General features: G+C 72.9%; 17 protein-coding genes. 12 read left to right on the top strand and 5 right to left on the bottom strand.

What is annotated here, in order from left to right:
* Positions 1–31 precede the first annotated feature (31 nt).
* From ACZ49B_RS25400 to ACZ49B_RS25390, 3 genes are read left to right on the top strand one after another with little or no spacing between them, the layout of a single operon-like run.
* Positions 32–1246, top strand: coding sequence for a T4 RnlA family RNA ligase (locus ACZ49B_RS25400; protein WP_468310002.1), 1215 nt, complete (start codon positions 32–34; stop codon positions 1244–1246).
* Positions 1247–1249: 3 nt separating this feature from the next.
* On the top strand, positions 1250–2182 hold the full coding sequence (locus tag ACZ49B_RS25395; protein WP_468309999.1) for a phosphatase domain-containing protein: 933 nt from the start codon (positions 1250–1252) through the stop codon (positions 2180–2182).
* 53 nt (positions 2183–2235) lie between these two features.
* A complete protein-coding gene (locus ACZ49B_RS25390) occupies positions 2236–2616 on the top strand; it encodes an NYN domain-containing protein (RefSeq protein ID WP_468309996.1) in 381 nt (126 codons plus the stop codon).
* Between the two features lie 9 nt (positions 2617–2625).
* On the opposite strand, the gene ACZ49B_RS25385 is transcribed toward ACZ49B_RS25390, so the two are convergent.
* A complete protein-coding gene (locus ACZ49B_RS25385; RefSeq protein WP_468309993.1) occupies positions 2626–3294 on the bottom strand; it encodes an SH3 domain-containing protein in 669 nt (222 codons plus the stop codon).
* A gap of 316 nt (positions 3295–3610) precedes the next feature.
* Between ACZ49B_RS25385 and ACZ49B_RS25380 the strand changes: the two genes are divergently transcribed.
* Both ACZ49B_RS25380 and ACZ49B_RS25375 read left to right on the top strand, forming a co-directional pair.
* Positions 3611–3844, top strand: coding sequence for a DUF397 domain-containing protein (locus ACZ49B_RS25380; RefSeq protein ID WP_468309990.1), 234 nt, complete (start codon positions 3611–3613; stop codon positions 3842–3844).
* Positions 3845–3930: 86 nt separating this feature from the next.
* Entirely contained in the window at positions 3931–4845 is a 915-nt protein-coding gene (locus ACZ49B_RS25375; RefSeq protein ID WP_468309987.1) for a helix-turn-helix domain-containing protein, read from the top strand.
* Between the two features lie 54 nt (positions 4846–4899).
* Here ACZ49B_RS25375 and ACZ49B_RS25370 read toward each other — a convergent pair whose 3' ends face one another.
* Positions 4900–5742 (bottom strand): SAM-dependent methyltransferase, encoded by an 843-nt coding sequence (locus tag ACZ49B_RS25370; protein WP_468309984.1) that lies wholly within the window; start codon positions 5740–5742, stop codon positions 4900–4902.
* Positions 5743–6014: 272 nt separating this feature from the next.
* Between ACZ49B_RS25370 and ACZ49B_RS25365 the strand changes: the two genes are divergently transcribed.
* The 4 genes from ACZ49B_RS25365 to ACZ49B_RS25350 all read left to right on the top strand — a co-directional run bounded on the left by ACZ49B_RS25365 (position 6015) and on the right by ACZ49B_RS25350 (position 12052).
* Positions 6015–7241 (top strand): sensor histidine kinase, encoded by a 1227-nt coding sequence (locus ACZ49B_RS25365; RefSeq protein WP_468309981.1) that lies wholly within the window; start codon positions 6015–6017, stop codon positions 7239–7241.
* 13 nt (positions 7242–7254) lie between these two features.
* Positions 7255–7965, top strand: a complete 711-nt coding sequence (locus ACZ49B_RS25360; protein ID WP_468309978.1) for a response regulator — start codon at positions 7255–7257, stop codon at positions 7963–7965.
* A gap of 77 nt (positions 7966–8042) precedes the next feature.
* Positions 8043–8417: a YbjQ family protein gene (locus tag ACZ49B_RS25355; protein WP_468309976.1), complete on the top strand. Its 375-nt coding sequence runs from the start codon at positions 8043–8045 to the stop codon at positions 8415–8417.
* Between the two features lie 158 nt (positions 8418–8575).
* Positions 8576–12052, top strand: a complete 3477-nt coding sequence (locus tag ACZ49B_RS25350; RefSeq protein ID WP_468309973.1) for an endo-alpha-N-acetylgalactosaminidase family protein — start codon at positions 8576–8578, stop codon at positions 12050–12052.
* Here the strand turns inward: ACZ49B_RS25350 and ACZ49B_RS25345 are convergent.
* The 3 genes from ACZ49B_RS25345 to ACZ49B_RS25335 form a co-directional block, all read right to left on the bottom strand.
* Entirely contained in the window at positions 12024–13841 is a 1818-nt protein-coding gene (locus ACZ49B_RS25345) for a serine/threonine-protein kinase (protein ID WP_468309972.1), read from the bottom strand. The two genes, ACZ49B_RS25350 and ACZ49B_RS25345, sit on opposite strands and share 29 nt — an antisense overlap.
* 120 nt (positions 13842–13961) lie before the next feature.
* Positions 13962–14834 (bottom strand): helix-turn-helix domain-containing protein, encoded by an 873-nt coding sequence (locus tag ACZ49B_RS25340; RefSeq protein WP_468309969.1) that lies wholly within the window; start codon positions 14832–14834, stop codon positions 13962–13964.
* Between the two features lie 31 nt (positions 14835–14865).
* Entirely contained in the window at positions 14866–15834 is a 969-nt protein-coding gene (locus ACZ49B_RS25335) for an EamA family transporter (RefSeq protein ID WP_468309967.1), read from the bottom strand.
* 29 nt (positions 15835–15863) lie between these two features.
* Between ACZ49B_RS25335 and pdxR the strand changes: the two genes are divergently transcribed.
* The 3 genes from pdxR to ACZ49B_RS25320 all read left to right on the top strand — a co-directional run bounded on the left by pdxR (position 15864) and on the right by ACZ49B_RS25320 (position 19589).
* Positions 15864–17360 carry a MocR-like pyridoxine biosynthesis transcription factor PdxR gene (gene pdxR, locus ACZ49B_RS25330; RefSeq protein ID WP_468309965.1) on the top strand — a complete coding sequence of 499 codons (1497 nt, stop codon included), beginning with the start codon at positions 15864–15866 and terminating at the stop codon, positions 17358–17360.
* An 89-nt stretch (positions 17361–17449) separates the two neighbouring features.
* The gene (locus tag ACZ49B_RS25325; RefSeq protein WP_468309963.1) at positions 17450–19036 is read left to right on the top strand and encodes a glycosyltransferase family 2 protein; all 1587 of its coding nucleotides are present in this window, start codon (positions 17450–17452) and stop codon (positions 19034–19036) included.
* A gap of 124 nt (positions 19037–19160) precedes the next feature.
* Positions 19161–19589, top strand: coding sequence for an LAETG motif-containing sortase-dependent surface protein (locus ACZ49B_RS25320; protein ID WP_468309961.1), 429 nt, complete (start codon positions 19161–19163; stop codon positions 19587–19589).
* Positions 19590–19592: the final 3 nt, after the last annotated feature.

Genomic DNA, 19592 nt, shown 5'->3' with positions numbered 1-19592 from the left:
AGAATGAACCATCTCGAACCGGGAGGAACCCATGGGCCACAACCAGGCCTACCCGACGCTGCACGACCTGCTGCCGCAGCAGGATCTGGCGGCAGCCATCGACGCCGGGCACGTCACCCGCAAGTCGCACCCCGAACTGCCGCTGTCCATCTACACGTACACGCGGACGGCCCAGTACGGGCGCGTCTGGAACCAGGTGACCACGCGCTGCCGCGGACTCGTCGCCGACGACTCCACCGGCGCGATCGTCGCGCTGCCGCTGCCGAAGTTCTTCAACGTCGGCGAGCACGAGTCCGGTCAGCCGTACGCACCGGCCCTGCCCGACGAGCCGTTCGAGGTGTACGACAAGGTCGACGGCAGCCTCGCCGTGGTCTTCCACTACGCGGGCAGCTGGCGCGTCGCGTCCAAGGGATCCTTCATCAGCACCCAGGCCACCTGGGGCCAGCGCCACCTCGACGGCCGTGACACCTCGGCCCTCGTCCCCGGCGTGACCTACCTCGCGGAGATCCTGTACCCGCAGAACCGTATCGTCGTCGACTACGGCGACCGCCGGGACCTGGTGCTCCTCGCCGCGTTCGCGCTGGACGGCACCGAGGTCCCGCTCGCCGAGGCCGCGGTCCACTGGCAGGGGATCGGATCCGTCGTCACGGTGTGGCCCGCCATGCCGCTCGCCGAGCTGCTGGCGCTGGCCGAGTCGAACACGCTGCCCGGCGGCGAGAACGCCGCCGGCACCGACGCCGAGGGCTTCGTGCTGCGGTTCGCCTCCGGCGTGCGCGCGAAGGCCAAGCTCTCCGAGTACGTACGCCTCCACAAGCTGGTCACCGGTGTCACCGAGCGGGACATCTGGCGCACCCACGGCATCGAACGGTTCGCCGGCCTGCCCGTCAAGGAGCTGGCGCAGGGCCTGCACTGCACCGTCGCCGACATAGAGGCCTCGGGCGGCAAGCCGCTCGACGCGCTGCTGGAGCAGGTGCCGGACGAGTTCGACACCTGGGTGCGCGAGGTGGTCGCCCGCCTCGAGGACGCGGCGGCGCAGCGCGAGCGCGCCGTCGACGAGGCGTTCGCACAGCTCGCCCCGCTGGCGGGCGACCGGGGCGCGTTCGCGCGCGCCGTGCAGGCCCTGCCCGACCGCCGGATCCGTCCCGCGATGTTCCTGCGCCTGGACGGCCGGTCCACCGAGCTCGTCGTATGGCGGGACGTGCGGCCGGAAGCGTCCGACCCCTTCACCACCGATGAGGAGAACTGACCCGTGTCCGAAGAACCCGCACGCCCCGTCGTCCACGTCATGACGGGGTTGCCGGCCTCGGGGAAGACGACGGCCGCGCGCGCCCTGCAGGCCGAGGCCGCGGGCCGGATGCGCCGCGTCAACCTGGACGACCTGCGGGCCATGCTCGACCTGCCCGACCCGGAGCGCGGCCGCTCGTACCGGCACGAGCAGACCGTCCTGGCCGTCCAGGACGCGGCGGTGCGCGCGGCCGTCGACGACGGCTTCGACGTGGTCGTCGACAACACGCACCTGACCTCGCGCATCCCCAAGCGGCTCAAGGCGGCGGTCGCCGGACGGGCCACCTTCGTCGTGCACGACTTCACCGACGTGCCGGTGGAGGAGTGCCTGCGCCGGGACGCCGCAAGGGAGCGGCCGGTCGGCGAGGAGATCATCCGGATACTCAACGACAAGCACATGAGCGCCAAGAAGGGCGGCTGGCGGCTCACCGCTCAGTGGCTGAACGACCAGCCCGCGGTCGAGCCGTACGTGGCCGACCCTGCGCTGCCCTCGGCGGTGATGTGCGACATCGACGGGACGCTCGCGCTGACCGGCGACCGCAGCCCGTACGACTTCTCGCGCTGCGAGATCGACGCGCTCAACGAGCCGGTGCGGTACGCGCTGGACGCCTTCCGGCGCGCCGACGGCGACACCATCGTGCTGCTGTCCGGGCGAGGGGAGGAGCACCGGCCGCAGACGGAGGCGTGGCTCCGGCGGCACGAGGTGCCGTACGACGAGCTGTGGATGCGCCCGCTCGGCGACACGCGCCGCGACGACGTGGTGAAGGCGGAGCTGTTCGACGCGCACGTGCGCCACCGCTTCGCGGTACGGGTGTCGCTGGACGACCGGGACCGCGTGGTCGCGGTGTGGCGGCGGATGGGCCTGCCCACCTGGCAGGTCAACTACGGCGCCTTCTAGGCGACGGCACACAGGCGGTGCGGGCCATCGCCGGTCCCGCCCATACTGGGGCCATGAGCGTGTTGATCGTGGACGCCGCGAACGTCGTCGGTTCCGTACCGGACGGCTGGTGGCGGGACCGGCGGGGCGCGGCCGAGCGGCTGCGCGACCGCCTCGCGGGGCGGGACCCGGCGGGGGGCGAGGAGATCGAGGGGATCGGGGCGGTCGAGGAGATCGTCCTCGTCGTCGAGGGCGCCGCCCGGGGCGTCGAGTCCGTGCCCGGAGTACGGGTGGACTCGGCGCCGGGAAGCGGTGACGACCGGATCGTGGAACTGGCCGCCTCCTTCGCGGAGCGCGGCTGTGTCGTGGTCACGGCGGACCGGGAACTGCGCGAGCGGGTACGGGCGTACGGGGCGGAGTGCGTGGGGCCGCGTACCGTACGCCCGGCGGACTGACCGGAAGGGTCAGTCGCACCACTTCACGTGGTCCAGGTTCTTGACGTAACGGGCGGTGATCCAGGCCTTCTTGTGCTCCTTGTCGTCCTTGCGGTCCTTGTCGTCCTTCCGGTCCTTGCGGTCCTTCCGGTCCTTGCCGTCCTGCCCGTTGCGCAGGTCGTCCCCGTCCCGCCCGTCCTGCCGTCCGTCGTGCTCGCCGCGGCCGCCCTGCTCGTCGCGGCCGCTGTCCTCGTCGCGCCCGCCGTGTTCTTCGCGGCCGCCGTCTTCGTCGCGCGCGCCGTCTTCGTCGCGCCCGCCGTCCTCATCGCGTCCGTCCTGCGACTCGTGGTCCTCCTTGATGTGCAGGCGGTACCAGATGTTGTTGCCGTCGATCGACTCGCCGTACGTCTTGCACACGATGGCGACCTTGTGGTCCGGCTTCACGTGGCCCACCACGTCGGCACGGGTGTTCGGCTTGCTGCGGATCTTCAGCGGGCCCTGCGAGGTGACCTTGCCGACGGTGTACTTCTTGTCGTTGTAGGTACCGGACTGGCCGTTCTCCGGCTCGAGAAGGACGGCCTGGTGTGACGGCGTGTCGGCCATCGGGCCCTCGTTCGCGGCGGCGCCACCCGCGCCGACCATGCCGAGCACCAGGCTTCCGGCGGTGAGAGCGAGGACGGTCCTGGCGGGCTTCTGCATGTGCAGGCTCCTCTACGAAGACATCCGCCCGGCCGCGGTGTGCCCGCGGGCCGGGGCGGCAACCAGTCGGTCGCCACGGTCGACTATGGCGAGGGCAGGTCGTACCGACCCGGTGACGCACCGCCGTTTAGCCCGAAATGCCCAATGAGTTCCCCTCCGGTTCCGGATTCGGGCCATTGGGACGCCGCTCATCCGAGGCACCCGTTCGAGGGACTCCGGTGTCCCCTACATCTGGCTAGCATTTCTGTCAGTGCTCGTCGTGCGGTCCCACACGGGTTCGCACGGTCGTGCGCGTCCGACGAGGAGGGGTCCGATCATGCAGGTGAACAACGGCGTGGTGGCGAGCGAGATTCCCGGCGCGGTGTGGGTGAAGAGCAGTGCCAGCGTGGGCAACGGCAACTGCGTGGAGGTCGCCGCCCTGGCGGGCGGCGCCGTGGCGATGCGGAACTCGCGCTTCCCCGACGGTCCGGCCCTGGTGTTCACGACCGCCGAGATCGAGGCGTTCATCGACGGCGCCAAACATGCGGAATTCGACCATCTGACCGGATGACGCCTCAAGCCGAGGCCACGGCTTGAGGGGCCGAGGGAGGCGGCCCATGCTGTGACGGACCATTGCCCCAGTCATCGGGAGTCCTGATGCCCGCCCTCCCAGAGCCGCTGCCCGAGCACGTCGCTCCCGTCCTGCCGATGGGAAGCGATCCGGCCCGGGCGGCGGCCGACCGCCTGCTGGGGCGGGAGCTGCGCAGGTGCCGTGAGGCCCGCGGCCTGACCCTGCGCCAGGTCGCACCGGTCATCCGCGGATCGGTCTCGAAGGTCAGTCGGCTCGAGCGCGGCGAGAGCCCGCCGAAGCCGCGCGACGTACGGGATCTCGCCCGGCACTACGGCGTCGACGCCGAGGAGATGCGGGCGATCGAACGGCTCCTGGAACACGCGCAGGACTCTGAGTGGTACGAGCAGTTCAGCGACGTCACCCCCGACTTCCTCAAACGCCTGATCCAGTTGGAGGGCGACGCCGAGGAGATCTGCGTCTACGAAAACCTCGTCGTCCCCGGCATCCTCCAGACCCGCGACTACGCCCGGTACATGGTCCGGGCGGTCATACCCAGCGCCGACCCCGAGGAGGTCGAACGGGTGGTCGAGCTGCGCGCCGAACGGCAGCTGCGGCTGATGGACGGCCCGCTGCCCCGGGTGACCGCGCTGCTCGAGGAAGGCGTCCTGCACCGCCGCTGCGGGAACGCGGCCGTGATGCAGGAGCAGCTGAACCACCTGCTGCGCGCCGGCGACACCGACAAGGTGAGCATCCGCATCCTCAGGATGACCCGTGCGTACGGGACCACCCCGCCCTACCCGATCACGCACCTGAAGTTCCGGGACGGGGAGCACGCCGAGCTGGCGTACGTGGAGCACATCAACGGAGCGAACTACGTGACCAGGCCCCGGGCCCTCGACGACTACCGCAACGCCCTCAGCAACCTGCGGAACGCGGCGGCCACCAAGGACGAGAGCGTCGACCTGATCCTCGAGGCGAAGCGTCAGTTCGGCGACGACTAGGGCCTGTCTTTCGGATCATGCCGGGGCCGGCGACGGCGCAGGAGCGGGCCGGGATCAGAGGCGGCCGACCCCGCCCCACTCCACCCAGTCCCGAGGCCGGTTGCCCGGGGGCGGCGGAGGTGTCTCGGGACGCCAGTCGACCACGTCGACGAGCCCGGGCCCGAGGATCTCCAGCCCGTCGAAGTACCGGCGCACCTCGTGGGGCTCCCGCACCCGGCCCCAGGTGCCGTGCGTGGTCACGTCCATGAGCCGCGTCACGTCGCGGCGGACGGCCGGATCGTCGCTGACGAGCTGGCAGATCACCATGAAACTGCCCGGCGGCAGCTGCGCGGCGGTGTTCCGTACGACCGCCGCGGGATCGTTCTCGTCGTCCGTGTCGCGCAGGCAGTGCAGCACGGAGACGAACAGGGCCGCGATCGGCCGGTCCCAGTCCAGGAAGCCGTCGGTGTCCTGGCGGATCTGCCGGGTCAGGCGCAGGTCCTTGGACAGGACGAGCGTGCGGCCGTCCTCGTGAAGGCTCGTCTGGGCGTGGGCCAGGACCATGGGGTCGTTGTCGATGTACGCGACCTTGCAGCCGGGATCGGCCCGCTGCGCCACCTCGTGCACGTTGTCCTGCGTGGGCAGCCCGGAGCCGTGGTCGAGGAACTGCCTGATCCCGTACTCCTCGACCAGGATGCGTACGACACGCCGCAGGAACGCCCGGTTGTTGCGGGCCAGGAGCTGGGTGCTGGGGGCGATCTCCAGGAGCCGGGCGCAGGCCTCACGGTCGCTCGCGTAGTTCTCCACCCCGCCCAGCAGCCAGTCGTACATCCGGGCGACGCTCGGGGTGTGCATGTCGATGAGGGGGGCCTGCGGGTGTGCGGATGCGTGTCCCGACGGGTTCTGCGACGACTCCATGGGCGCTGTCCTCCGGCTGAGGTGACCGCCCATGGTAGGCAGTCGGCGGCGCGGCGGCCACCACCCGAACAGACGTACGCGGGGCCGTGCCCGCCCCCGAACGGGCACGGCCGCGCGGCGGGGCCCCGGGGGGCAGGGCCGGTGCCGGCTTCGTCCGGCTCAGGGAAATCTACGCGCGGGGTCCGCCGGGCTCGCCCATCCACAGGGTGAAATCCGCCTACCCCCTCGGGAGGTCACCCTGTACAACCAGGGGTGTACTCAAGGGGGGTGACGTGCAGTTGTCCGCACATCCGGCGGTGGTCCGGCTCCGCGCCGTGCTGCCGGCCGTCGGCGAGATCGTGTACGCCATCGGCTCGCTCTGGATCTCGACCACGATGCTCCACAACTGGCCAGACCCCAACGGCTACTGGCGGGACACCGACGCACGGGCCTACGCCCTGCTCGCCGCGATCTACCTGCCGCTCGTGCTCCGCCGCCGCTTCCCGGTCGCCGTCCTGATCAGCACCGCGCTCTGCACCGGCTGCTACTTCACCCTCGGCTATTACCACGCCGTCGCCGTGTGCGGCCTCGCGCTCGCGCTGTACACCGTCGCCTCGCTCCGCGAGCGGCGAATTTCGGCCAGATGTGCGGTCGGTGCCCTGCTCGTCCTGCTCTGGGGGACCCGGCTCGCCGAGCCCGGCATCGGTCCGCTCAGCGTCGGCTTCGTGACCGTCACCACCATCGTCTGCTGGGTGACCGGCGACGGCGCCCGGCGGCTGCGCGAGCTCACCCGGCAACTGCGCCGGGAGCAGGAGGAGAAGGCCCGGCGGGCCGTCATGGAGGAGCGCATCCAGATCGCCCGCGAGCTGCACGACGTCATCGCCCACCACGTCTCGGTGATCTCCGTCCAGACCGGCCTCGCCGGGTACGTGTTCGCCTCCGACCCGCCGACCGCCCGCCGGGCCCTGGACACCATCGGGGACAGCGCCCACGAGGCCCTGGCGGAGATGCGCCGGATGCTCCTCGTGCTCCGTGAGGACGGCCTCGAGCCCGCCGAGCAGGAGCCGCCCCGGGTGTCCGGGCTCGGGCGCCTCGACGAACTGGTCAAGCGGGTCGCCGATGCCGGAGTACCCGTCGACGTACGGATCACGGGGACGCCGTACGTGCTGCCGCCCGGGATCGACCTGTGCGCGTACCGCGTCGTACAGGAGGCGCTCACCAATGTGATCAAGCACGCCCCGGCCGCGCACACCACCGTCCACGTGCACTACGCGCAGGACGAGGTCTCGGTACGCGTCAGGGACGACGGAAGCGGCCGCGCAGAGGCCCGTACGGACGGCCGTGTAGGGGTGCGGATTTCGGCCGCCGCCCCGGAATCTGCCGGTCAGGGCTTGATCGGCATGCGCGAGCGGGCCACGATCTACCACGGCACGGTGACCGCCGAACCTGCACCCGAAGGCGGCTTCGAGGTCAGACTCCGGGTCCCCGTCCCCCGGGCCGCCACCGGCTCCCATGTTTAGAAAAGAGGCGGTCATGCTGCGTGTGCTCGTCGTCGACGACCAGTTCCTGATCCGGTCCGGGCTGTGCGCGCTGCTGGGCGCCGCGCCCGGCATCGAGGTCGTGGGCGAGGCGGCGGGCGGCGAGGAGGCCGTCCGGCTCGCCGCCGAGACCCGGCCCGACGTCATCCTGATGGACATCCGGATGCCGGACACCGACGGCATCGCCGCCACCGAGCGGATCCTCGCCGCGGCCGACGCCGATGCCGGGGCGGCGGCCGATGCACCGGGCGGGGCCGGCGCCGGGGACGGGCCCGCCCGCCCCAAGGTGCTCGTGCTGACCACCTTCGACTCCGACGCGTACGTCTTCCGGGCCCTGCAGGTCGGCGCGAGCGGCTTCCTGCTGAAGGACACCCCGCCCGAGCGGCTGCTCGCCGCCATCGCGACCGTCCACGCCGGCGAGATGCTGTTCAGCCCCCGTGCGCTGCAGGGGATCATCGCCGCGTACGCCGCCCCGGTCGCCCGGGACCCGCACCCCCGGCTGGACGCCCTGACCCCGCGCGAGCGCGAGGTGCTCGGCCTGGTCGGAGCCGGCCTGTCCAACACCGACATCGCCGAGCGGCTCGTCCTCAGCGCCGCCACCGTCAAGACGCACGTGCACCGCTGCATGAGCAAGCTCGGGGTGTCCAGCCGCGCCCAGGCCGTGGTCCTGGCCCACGAGTCCGGCCTCGTCGCCCGGCTGCCCTGACTCCCGGTCGCCGCCAGGTCGGCCGGATCGGACCCCCTCCGGATGCGGGGGTCCGGGCCCGCCGCCAGAGTGGGTCCATGGGTATCGATGACTACAGCGGCGGCCCGACGGCCCAGCAGACCGGCGTCCTGATCGTGACGACGAACGACGTCCCCGGCTACCGGGTCGAGCAGGTCATCGGTGAGGTCTTCGGCCTCACCGTCCGCTCCCGCCACCTCGGCAGCCAGATCGGCGCAGGCCTGAAGTCGATGATCGGCGGCGAACTCAGGGGCCTGACCAAGACCCTGGTGGAAACCCGTAACCAGGCCATGGAGCGGCTCATCGAAGCGGCGAAGGCCCGCGGCGCGAACGCGGTCCTGATGATGCGCTTCGACGTGACCGAAGCCGCCGACGTCGGGACCGAGGTGTGTGCGTACGGGACGGCCGTCGTGATCACACCCGCCGCCACCTGATCCCCTCATCTCATCCGCCACGTAAGTCCAGGACGGGGCTCTGCTTTGTCCATGGGCCTGCGGCGGTGCGGTCCGCAAGCTGACAGGTCAGTGAGCGGACCGCGGGCCTCCGTGCCGTGCGGTCTTCCGCCAAGGAAGCGCCGACTCCCGGAGGCCCGATGCGTACCCCCCTCTGGCCGACCGCAGCAGCCGCGGTTGCCGGTCTCCTCGCCACCCTGGTCGTCTCCGTGCCCGCGCCCGCCGCGGCGGCGGCCGCCGCACCCGTGACGATCGGCTCGAGCGAGCTGTCGGTCGCCGTGGACGGCGGCTTCCCCCGGGTCGTCAGCTACACCCGGCGGGCCACCGGGGACGTACTGGACGGCAACGAGGACGTTCTCTCCGCGATCCTCGTCAACGGGACCGCGTACACCCCGACCGTGACCTCCACCCCGTCCACCTCCGCGGTGGACTACGTGCTGTCGTTCTCCGGGGTGACCGTCAGGTCCCGGCTCTCGGTGACCGGTTCGGTCGTCGAATTCAAGGTCACCGCGATCGAGGACACCCCCGCCCTGCGCGTCCGCAGTCTCGCCATCCCCGACCACCACCTCGTCAGCGTCCGCAGCGACCAGCCCGGCGCCGCGCTGGCCACGGCGAACATGCACACCGCCACCACGGGCACCGGAGACACCTTCACCCCCGTCACGGCGAGCATGCCCGTGGACCCCGCCGCGACGACGGTGATGTACGGGTTCGCCAACACCGCCGAGCTCGCCGCGGCCATCGACTCCAACTCCCTCTACGACACCCCCTCCGGCGGCACCGCCCGGGAGAACGGCCGGATCAGCAAGCGGATCACCGACAAGGGGGCCTACCGCCGCGCCGGCCTGTGGAGCGGGGCCTGGCTCTACCGGGCCGCGGGTGCCGCCGACACCGACACCGAGCCGCTCCCGTACGCCCGGATCGCGATCACCGGGGACCGCAACGGAGACGCGGCCGTCGACTGGCAGGACGCCGCCGTCGCCTACCGCGACATCTGGACCCCGCCCACCGGATGGCAGCAGACCGCCGACCGGGTCGTGCAGCGAATCCCCTTCAACTTCGCCTCCCAGGCCACCCACCCCTTCGCCGAGACCCTCGACGAGACCAAGCGCGTCAGCCTCGCCACCGACGGCCTAGGCCAGTTCGTCCTCCTCAAGGGGTACGCCTCCGAGGGCCACGACTCCGCACACATGGACTACAAGAACATCGGCTCCAAGCTCGGCGGCGCCACCGACCTGAACGCCCTCACCACCGCCGGCCACGCCTACAACGCCGACTTCGGCGTCCACGTCAACGCGACCGAGGAGTACCCGGTCTCCGCGACCTTCGACCCGGCCCACCAGAGCGGCGGCCTCGGCTGGGACTGGCTCGACCAGTCGTACTCCGTGGACACGCGGAAGGACGGCCGGTCCGGCGAGCGGCTGAAGCGGCTCCAGGACCTCAAGACGGCCGCGCCCGGGCTCGACTTCCTGTACGTGGACGTCTGGTACGGGGACGGGTACGTATCGCGCAAACTGCAGCGGGAGATCGGCGGCCTCGGCTTCCAGCTCGCCACCGAGTTCCCCAACACCCTGACCGAACAGTCCCTCTGGCACCACTGGGCGGCCGACGTCAACTACGGCGGCAGCGATCTCAAGGGCGTCAACTCCACCATCGCCCGGTTCGTCGCCAACCACGCCAAGGACGACTGGATCGCCGGGAACCCGCTGCTCGGCGGCGCCGAACTCACCGCGTACGAGGGCTGGCAGGGCAAGAAGGACTACAACGCCTTCCTGAACACCACCTTCGCCGTCAACCTGCCGACCAAGTACCTCCAGGAATCCCCGATCGTGAAGTGGACCGCGAACTCGGTCACCCTCGCGAACGGCACCACCGCCACCACCACCGGCAACACCCGGAAGATCACCACAGGCGGGCGCACCGTGCTCAGCGGCGGCAGCTACCTGCTCCCGCGCGACGGCAAGCTGTACCACTGGAACGACAAGGGCGGCTCCACGACCTGGACCCTGCCCGCAGGGTGGTCCGCGCCCAAGCTCTACCAGCTGACCGACACCGGTCGCCGGCTGGTCGGCGACCTCGCCGTCACCGGCGGCCGGATCACCGTCGACGCCGCCGCGAAGACCGCCTACGTGGTCACCAACGGCGCCGCGCCCGCCCAGGCCGACCCGAAGTGGGGCGAGGGCACCCCGGTCGAGGACCCCTCCTTCTACGCGGGGAACCTGAACGCCTGGACCGTCACCGGGGCCGGCGCCGCCGTCGCCCGCAACTCCCAGGGCCAGAACGAGCTCACCCTCGCCGCCGGGACCGCCCCCGCCGTCTCCCAGCAGCTGACGGGCCTGACGCCCGGCACCTACGCCGCCTCCGTCTGGGTCTCCACGCCGGCCGGCCGGGCCGCCACCCTCGGCGTCACGCCCGCGGGGGGCACTGCGGCCTCCGTGTACGCCGACTCCTCGCCCCTGGCCGACCACCTGGGCGGCAGCGAGAAGAACGGCACCACGATGCAGCGCATGAAGGTGCTCTTCGACGTCCCGGCAGGCCAGTCGACCGCCACCCTGAAGCTCTCCGCCGCGGCCGGGTCCGGCACCGTCCACCTGGACGACGTACGCGTGGTCCGCTCGGCCCGCACCCCGCTCGGCGGCCACACGTTCGCCGAGGACTTCGAGAACGGCGACGCGGGCTGGGGCCCGTTCGCGTTCGGCGGCGCGGGCGGCTCCGCCACCGACCCGCGCACCCATTTGGCCCAGCGCAACGCCCCGTACACGCAGGCCGGCTGGAACGGGAAGCTCGTCGACGACGTGATCGGCGGGCAGAACTCCCTCAAGTCGCACGAGGAGCGCACCGGTCTCGTCTACCGCACCCTGCCCCAGACGCTGCGGCTGACCCCGGGGCACGCGTACGGGGTCGCCTTCCGCTACGAGAGCGGCTTCGGCGGGGACTACCAGTTCATCACCGGCTCCGGCAGCACCGAGACCGCCACCGCGCTGAACCAGGCCCGTACGCCCACCGACTTCAGGACCACCTTCACCGCCGGGGCGGACGCCTGGATCGGCGTACGGAAGGTGACCCCGGAGGACTCGCACGACGAGGCCGATCTGATCCTCGACGACCTGACCGTGGACGACCTCGGGCCGGCAGGCGGCGGGGAACTCCTCGTACCGCAAGGGCAGATGAGCATCAAGGCCGTAGACAGTCAGGAGACGGCCGGCGAGAACGGCGCCGCAGCCAACGTCCTGGACGGCGACGCCTCCACCATCTGGCACACCCAGTGGTACACGGCCACCGCGCCGATGCCGCACGAGATCACCCTCGACCTGGGCGCCCCGTACAACGTCTCGGCGCTGCACTGCCTGCCCCGGCAGGCCCAGAGCAACGGCCGCATCGCCGGCTACCAGGTGTTCACCTCCGCGGACGGGGTGAACTGGGGGCAGGCGGCCGCCGCCGGGACCTTCCCGAACACGACGGCCCGGCAGGACGTCACCTTCACGCCCCGCACCGCGCGCTACGTGAGGCTCAAGGCCACGAGCGAGGTGGCCGGCAACCCGTGGACCTCGGTCGCGGAGCTCAACGTGGCTTACCGGCCACAGCCGTTCACCGCTTCCAGAGCGTCACTTCGGTGAGGTACGTCGGGACCTTGTACTGCGTGTCGGTCGAGTCCTGGACGGTGACGATCTTGACCATGGCGAGGTTGCCCTTGGAGGTGACGGTGCACAGCAGATCGCCGGCGACGATGGCGCGGTCCGCGCCGATGAGGTCCGCCTCCCGCAGCTTGTCGGGGATCGGGTTGGTGGCTGCCCCGGTCTCGCACTCTTCGGGGGTGGGGCCCTTGCTCTTGCCGAACGAGGTGGAGTTCTGGACGTCCGCGTAGCCCATCTGCAGCTCCCGGTCGCTCCCGCTGATCTCTCCGGACATGAAGCCGGCCACCTTGGGGAAGTCGAGGTCGACGTCGTTGATCTTGCCGAACTCCCTGGGCGCCAGGAGCTTCAACGGCTTGTCCTTGTAGACCACGGTGTAGGGGCGGCCGGAGGGCGAGGCCGAGGCCGAGGGGCTCGGGCCGGCGGACTGCGCCACCGGGGCCGCCGCTTCCTTCGGAGCGTCCGCCGACTTGCCCTTGTCCTCGCCCGCGGTCTGCCGGGCGCCGTCGTCCTCGTTGCGCGTGAGGTACCAGGTGCCGCCGGCGGCCAGGGCGAGTACGAGGATGCCCGCGCCGACGACCAGGGGCACCCGGCTGCGCGCGGGGGCGGGCGCGGGAGCCGGTGCGGCGGGGGCGGCATAGGCGGGGGCGGGTGCGGTCGGTGCGCCGTACGCCGAAGGCTGGGGGCTGCCCGCCGGGCCCTGGGTCGGCGCGTACGCCATCGGGACCGGTCCTGACGCGTGCGTGGGCACGTACGCGGGCCGGGCGGGCTCGGGGGCCCGGGTCGGCGCGTACGCCGGCGGGGGCGGGGCCTGCGTCGGAGTCTGCACCGGGGCCGGCGCCTGCGCCCGTGCCTGCGCCTGTGCCGACTGCTCACGCCGCGCGATCTCCGCGGTCAGCGGCGCGGGCAGCCACCCGTCGAAATCGCGCAGGTTCCGCCCCGCCGTCTGGCAGCACCATTCGGCGAGCTCGGTCGGCTGGGGCCGCTTGTCGGCATCGGAGTGCAGGCAGCGCTCCAGCAGCTGGCGCAGCGGGTCCGGGTAGCCGCTCAGATCCGGCGCCTGCTGGGGGGTGTTGGCAATCGCGGCGGCGATCGAGAGTCCCGCGCCGTCGCCGTACGGGTGGCGGCCGGTGGCCACGACCGCGGCGATCAGCCCGAGCGCGAAGACGTCGGTCGCCGCGGTGACCGTCCGGCCGAGGGCGTGCTCGGGGGACATGTACTGCGGTGTCCCGATGAACCCGCCGCTGCGCGTGAGTTGGGTGGTGTCGGTGGCCCGCGCGATGCCGAAGTCGATGACCCAGGGGCCGTTCGAGCCGAGCAGGATGTTGCTCGGCTTGAGGTCGCGGTGCACCACCGAGGCGGCGTGGATGGAGTGCAGGGCCTGCGCCGCGCAGCCGATCAGCTGGAAGACCGCGGGCAGAGGCAGCGGTCCGTGGGTCGCGAGGGCGTCGTCGAGCGCCAGGCCCGGCACGAACGCGGTGGCCAGCCAAGGCTGTTCACCGCTGGTGTCGTGGTCGAGGACCGGCACGATGTGGTAGCCCTGCACGCGGCGGGCGGCCTGCACCTCGCGTTCGAAGCGGACCCGAAAGTCCTGTTCCTGGGCGAACTCGCGGCGGATGACTTTCAGCGCGACGGGCTGGTTCCCCCGGGTCCGGGACAGGTAAACGGAACCCATGCCGCCCTCGCCGATCTTCGCGAGCAGCCGGTAACCGGCTATCTCCTGCGGATCGCCCGGCCCGAGCGGTCGCAGTACGGCGTGGTCGGTGTCGGTCATGTGGAATCCCCCTTGATGATCACAGGGTTGAGATCCTAACGGGGGGTGGAGCCCACGCCCGTACCGCGCCAGTTGACCTGGCTCCCGTACCGCGCCAGTTGACCTGGCCCCCGTACCGCGTCAGTTGACCGGGCTCCGTACGGACTGCTGGGCGCGGAAGCGGACCGGAGCCATGCCCACCCGGCGGCTGAACAGCCTGCTGAAATACGCCGGATCCTCGTATCCGACCCGCCGCGCGACCCCGGCGACCGGCAGGTCGGTCCGGGCCAGGAGTTCCTTCGCCCGGCTCAGCCGGATCCCGAGGAGGTACTCCTTGACCCCCTCCCCGGTGCTGCGCCGTACGGCCCCGCGCAGTTCGGGCAGAGGTATCCCGAGCCGGGCCGCGTGCTCGGCCACCGAGATGGGCAGCAGTGCGTCCCGGGCCAGGGCGTCCATCACCGCGTCCCCGTGCCGGGACACCTCGGCGCGGGCGTAGCGCAGCGCCACGAGCAGTCCGTGCACGGCCGCGGCGGCCTCCACCTCCAGCAGCGGGCCGCCGCGACGGGCCGCCCGCACGATCCCGTCGACCACGTGCCGTACCCCCTCCGTGCCGCTCAGCGGCACCAGCGGGCGGTCGGGGGTGACGTAGCCGAGGTCGGTGTACGCCTCCACGCTGCGGCCCGCGAAGTCCACGAAGCACTCGTCCCAGCCGGTCTCCGGGTCGGGTCCGTAGTGGTGTTCCACCCCCGGCACCAGCCAGAGCAGCGCGGGCGCGCACACCGGCTGAGGCGGGCGCCCGCCGTGGCTGAACCAGCCCCGCCCCCGGGTGACGACCACGGCGACGTGGTGGTCCAGGGCCCGCGGTCCGACCGTCGGCAGCAGGCCCTGCTGGATCCCGACGCCGAGGCAGACCAGGCCGAGCCGCCGGTGGTTGGCGGTGGGGGAGAAGTACCGCATCCAACTGCTGTACGGGGGGCTGCTGGAGGGGGTGCTGGTGTGCGGCGGCGTCGGCATCTGCGGATTGTGATCCACCGGGCCGGGGCGCTCAAGGGGACGCGGGCGCCCGGTCCTTCCGCTGCCGTGGCTCCTTCCGGGGCCGCGTGTCCTTCCGGAGCCGCGGCTCCTTCCGTACGGGCGGCCCCGGCTGCGGGCCGCGGAGCCCGCCCGCCAGTCCGGCGACCACCACGACCAGGCCGGTCCACACCGCCACCCCCGGCGTCCCGCCGCCCGAGAGTGCGCCGACGGCGGCTGCGGCGAGGGGCGCGACCCCGGTCAGCAGCCCGGCCCGGCCGGCGCCGACGGCGGCCACCGTGCGGTACCAGAGGAGGAACGCCACCGCGGTCACCATGACGGCGAGGTACCCGACGGCCGCCCACTGCGTCGGACCGATGGCCGGCAGATCGGCAGGGCGCTCGGTGAGCAGCGTCAGCGCCCCCAGCATCACGGCGCCCAGCCACACCGCGTGCACCGACACCCCCCACGGCCCGTGCCGCCGCAGCACCGGTACGGCGAGCAGGGTGAACGCGGCCTCACAGGCCAGTGCGAGCGCGGCCCAGGCCACCCCGGCGGCGTCGGTGCGGCCGGTGCCCTCCACGAGGACGGCCCCGGCCACGACCACGGGGGCGGCGAGGAGGATCCTGCGGCTGGGGCCGCGGCCCTCCAGCAGCGGGCCGAGCACCCCGAGGAGGACGGGTACGGAGGCCACCGCGACGGCGATCACGGCCGGTTCGGCATGCGCGACGCCGCGGACGACGGCCACGTTGAACAGCACGAGCCCGGTGGCCGCGATCCCGGCCAGCCACAGCCACTCCCGGCCGCGCGGCCGCAGGACCGGCACCCGGGCGACCCGGGCGAACGCGAGGAGGAGCAGGGTGGCGGCCGCGTAGCGGACGGCCTGGGTGGCGAACAGCGGGGCGTGGACCAGGGAACGCGAGACGGTGACGCTGCTGCCGACCAGCACCATGCCGAGGGTGCCGGGCGCGAGGTCGCGCAGCGTGCCGGGGGAGGTGTTCATACGGCCCAGGCTCTGCCAGCATTGGACCCGTGGACAGTGCCGAAGAGCATCGATCCAAGGGGTCCAAAAGGGCCGAGTCCGTCAGCGGCTCGGACTTCCTGCAGCTCGACATCGCCCAGGCGCCGCCGGGCGGCCGTACCGAGTGGCTGGCGGCCCGCATCCGCGCCGCCATCGCCGACGGCACGCTGCCGGTGGGCAGCAGGCTCCCGGCGGGCCGCGTGCTCGCGGCGGAGCTCGGCGTCTCCCGCGGCCTGGTCACCGAGGCCTACCAGCGCCTGACCGACGCCGGCCAGGTGCTCGGCCGCGGCCGCGCAGGCACGACCGTGGTCGCCGCGCCGCTCGCCCCGGGTGGGCCGCTCGCCCCGGCCGGGCCGGCCGGGCTCGACGGCCCCGACCGGCCGGGGGCTGCCGGGCCGCTCGTCGACGCGCTGCGTGCCGTGCCCTGCCGGATCGACCTCTCGCCCGGGGTGCCCGACCTCACCGCCTTCCCGCGTACGGCCTGGCTGCAGGCCGAGCGGCGCGTGCTGGCCGGGCTCACCCCCGCCGACTTCGGCTACGGCAACCCGCAGGGCACGCCCGCGCTGCGGGCGGCGGTCACCGGCTGGCTGGCCCGCAACCGCGGGATCCGCGCCGACCCCGACGAGATCGTCGTCGTCGCGGGCGTCGCCCAGGCGCTGGGCCTGCTCGCGCACGTGCTGCGCGAGGACGGCGTACGGCGGGTCGCGGTGGAGGACCCCGGCTCGCTCGGAGCACGGCAGCAGCTGGAGTACGGGCGGCTGGAGACGGTGCCGGTACCGGTGGACGGGAGCGGCCTCGACACGGCCGCGCTCCGGGCGAGCGGAGCCGGGGCGGTGCTGCTGACCCCGGCGCACCAGTTCCCGACCGGGGTCGTGCTCGACGGGGAGCGCCGCCGGGAGCTGCTCGGCTGGGCGGCGGCCGGGGGAGTGGTCATCGAGGACGACTACGACGCCGAGCACCGCTACGACCGCGCACCGGTCCCCGCGCTGCGCGCCCTGCTCCCCGAGGGCGTCTGCTACGCCGGGAGCGTGTCCAAACTGCTCGCCCCCGCGCTGCGCCTGGGCTGGCTGCTGGTCCCGCCGCGCCTGCGCGACGCGGTGGTCGCCGCCAAACGCTACGCCGACCTCGGCAATCCGGTCCTCGCCCAGCTGGTGCTGGCCCAACTGATGGACTCGGGCGAGCTGGAACGCCACCTGCGCTTCGTCCGGCGCCGCCACCGCCGCCGGCGCGACGCCATGCTCCGGGCGGTCGACGCGCACCTGCCGGGCGCCCGGGTCCACGGAGCGGCGGCGGGCCTGCACCTGATGGTCACCTTCGACGGCGCGGCCTTCGAGGACACCGCCCTCGCGGCGGCGGCCCTGGCCCTCGGGGTCAAGGCCCACCCGCTGTCCTGGCACCGCATCCGGCCGGGCTCCCCGGGGCTGGTCCTCGGCTACGCGGCGGGCCCGCCGGGCGAGCTGGAGGAGGGCATCGCCCTCCTCGGCCGCGCCCTCGGCGGCCTCCGCTGACCGACGCGACACCCCTGGCGGCGCCCCCGCCCGGCCTCCCGCGGACACCGCCTCCGGGGGTGCCGGGGGCGAACTTTATGCTCTGGTGCATGCACCACGCGTCCGTCCCCGACATATCCGTGATCATCGCCGTCTACAACGCGATGCCTTACCTGAACGAGTGCCTCGACTCGGTGCTCGGGCAGACCCTGGGGGCCGACCGCCTGGAGGTCATCGCGGTCGACGACGGTTCCACCGACGGCGGCGGCGCCGAACTGGACCGCTACGCCGCCCGGTATCCGCAGCTGCGCGTCCTGCACCAGCCGAACTCCGGCGGCCCCGGCGGGCCCCGCAACCGGGCCCTGGACCTGGCCCGCGGCCGGTACGTCTTCGTCCTCGACGCCGACGACCACCTCGGCCCCGAGGCACTCGAGCGGCTGCTGGACATGGCCGAGTCCCAGGGCAGCGACGTCGTGCTCGCCAAGCAGGTCGGGCTCGGCCGGACGGTCTCGGACAAGGCCCACCGGCATGCCGAGGAGGCCGACCTCTACACCTCCGAGGTCTACCGTTCGCTCCACTCGGCCAAGCTGATCCGCCGCCAGGTCATCGAGGACGCGCACCTGCGCTACCCGGACGACCTCTGGTACGGCGAGGACCAGATCTTCGTGACGGGGGTGTTCCTGGCCGCCGGGAAGATCTCGGTCGTCGGCGACTACGACTGCTACTTCCTGCGCCTGCGTGACGACGGGCAGAACATCACCGCCCGCGTCCGCACCGCGGGCGAGACGGTGGCGCACATCGAGCGCGTCATGGCCCTGGTGGCCGAGCGGGTGCAGGACCCGGTGGGACGGCGCCGCATGCTCGGCCGGCACTTCCGCAGCCTGCTGCGCACGGCGCTGCGGCCGGCCGTCGAGGCCCGCCACGAGAACCCCGGCTTCACGTCCGAGGTGTACGAGCGGTCCCGGGCGCTGGTGCAGACGTACTGGAAGCCGGACATGGGCGGTGAACTGCCGCGGATCGACTGGATCCGGCTCTACGCGTTCGCCTGCGGCCCGCTGAGCGCCTTCGAGCAGCTGATGGAGTACGACCCGGCGAAGGAGCCGGCGCCGCAGGAGATCGTCGACAACGGCCGCGTCTACCGCTGCTACCCGCTGTTCCGCGATCCGGCGGCGGGCCTGCCGGACGTGCTCTTCGACGTGACCGACAAGCTCAAGGCGCCGCACCGGCTGGCGTCACTGACCTGGCAGGGCGGCCGCGTACGGCTGACCGGCCACGCGTACATCCAGACGCTCGGGACCGGCCGCATGGAGAGCGAGCTCGTACTGCGGGCGCGGGAGACGGGCAGCGAGCACCTCGTACCGGTCCAGGCCCGCCCCGCGCCCGAGCTCACGGAGCTGGACCCGGAGCTGACCATGGCCGGCTTCCTGGCGGAGCTCGACCTGACCACGGTGGCCGGGGGCGGCCCGATCCCGCCCGGCACCTGGGACTGCTTCCTGAACGTCAGGGCCGACGGGGTCACGCGCACCGTCCGGCTGGGCCGCCGGCACGCGCCGGAGCTGGACAGGACGGCCCGCCGGGCCAAGGTCCTCGCCCGCGACCCGGGCGGCGCCACCGAACTCACGGCCGCCGCCTTCTTCACCGCGTACGGGAACCTCAGCTTCGAGGTGGTCCGCAGGATCCCGCTGCCCACGGCCTGACGGTTCGCAGAAAGTTTTTCGCAATCGGCGGCAACCTCCCGCGGGGTCGCGCGTCGTGCGGGGGTGAAGGGCGGCATTCCGCGCCCTCGCACCGACCGTGACCCGACCGTGGAGAACCACTGTGATGAACCTGAAGCGCGTCCCCCTGACCGTCCGCCGGGCGGCCGCCACCGCTGCCGCCGCCGGGGCGGTCCTCGCGCTCGCCGGGCCCGCCTTCGCCGCACAGGGGGCCTCGGCCACCCCGTCGCCCGCCCCCAGCGCGCCGTCGAGCGCGATGCCGAGCGCCGCGCCCGCCCCCTCGCGCAGCGTCCCGCCGACGGCGCCGAGCGTCTCGCCGACGGCCGTGCCGAGCGTCTCGCCGACGGCCGCGCCGAGTGTCTCGCCGACGGCCCGGCCCAGCGCCGTGCCCACGGCGGCCCCTTCGCCGGCCGGGGACGAGCTCGCGCATACTGGCTCCTCCGCCACCACCGCCGCCATCGGCGCCGGTGCCGCCACGCTCATCGCCGCCGGCGCCGGCACCCTCTACGCCGTCCGCCGCCGCGCCAACGGCTAGGGA

The organism is Streptomyces sp. NPDC031132 (assembly GCF_055570595.1).
Note: the sequence above shows the minus strand (reverse complement) of the source record. Positions and strands in the feature narration are given on the sequence as shown.

What these genes read in the sequence shown, in the direction of transcription:
- ACZ49B_RS25370 (WP_468309984.1), bottom strand. Translation starts at nt 5,742, where the DNA reads ATGGAGTCGTCGCAGAACCCGTCGGGACACGCATCCGCACACCCGCAG.
- ACZ49B_RS25385 (WP_468309993.1), bottom strand. Translation starts at nt 3,294, where the DNA reads ATGCAGAAGCCCGCCAGGACCGTCCTCGCTCTCACCGCCGGAAGCCTG.
- ACZ49B_RS25345 (WP_468309972.1), bottom strand. Translation starts at nt 13,841, where the DNA reads ATGACCGACACCGACCACGCCGTACTGCGACCGCTCGGGCCGGGCGAT.
- ACZ49B_RS25400 (WP_468310002.1), top strand. Translation starts at nt 32, where the DNA reads ATGGGCCACAACCAGGCCTACCCGACGCTGCACGACCTGCTGCCGCAG.
- ACZ49B_RS25350 (WP_468309973.1), top strand. Translation starts at nt 8,576, where the DNA reads ATGCGTACCCCCCTCTGGCCGACCGCAGCAGCCGCGGTTGCCGGTCTC.
- ACZ49B_RS25360 (WP_468309978.1), top strand. Translation starts at nt 7,255, where the DNA reads ATGCTGCGTGTGCTCGTCGTCGACGACCAGTTCCTGATCCGGTCCGGG.
- ACZ49B_RS25390 (WP_468309996.1), top strand. Translation starts at nt 2,236, where the DNA reads ATGAGCGTGTTGATCGTGGACGCCGCGAACGTCGTCGGTTCCGTACCG.
- ACZ49B_RS25340 (WP_468309969.1), bottom strand. Translation starts at nt 14,834, where the DNA reads ATGCCGACGCCGCCGCACACCAGCACCCCCTCCAGCAGCCCCCCGTAC.
- ACZ49B_RS25320 (WP_468309961.1), top strand. Translation starts at nt 19,161, where the DNA reads ATGAACCTGAAGCGCGTCCCCCTGACCGTCCGCCGGGCGGCCGCCACC.
- ACZ49B_RS25355 (WP_468309976.1), top strand. Translation starts at nt 8,043, where the DNA reads ATGGGTATCGATGACTACAGCGGCGGCCCGACGGCCCAGCAGACCGGC.
- ACZ49B_RS25375 (WP_468309987.1), top strand. Translation starts at nt 3,931, where the DNA reads ATGCCCGCCCTCCCAGAGCCGCTGCCCGAGCACGTCGCTCCCGTCCTG.
- ACZ49B_RS25325 (WP_468309963.1), top strand. Translation starts at nt 17,450, where the DNA reads ATGCACCACGCGTCCGTCCCCGACATATCCGTGATCATCGCCGTCTAC.
- ACZ49B_RS25380 (WP_468309990.1), top strand. Translation starts at nt 3,611, where the DNA reads ATGCAGGTGAACAACGGCGTGGTGGCGAGCGAGATTCCCGGCGCGGTG.
- ACZ49B_RS25335 (WP_468309967.1), bottom strand. Translation starts at nt 15,834, where the DNA reads ATGAACACCTCCCCCGGCACGCTGCGCGACCTCGCGCCCGGCACCCTC.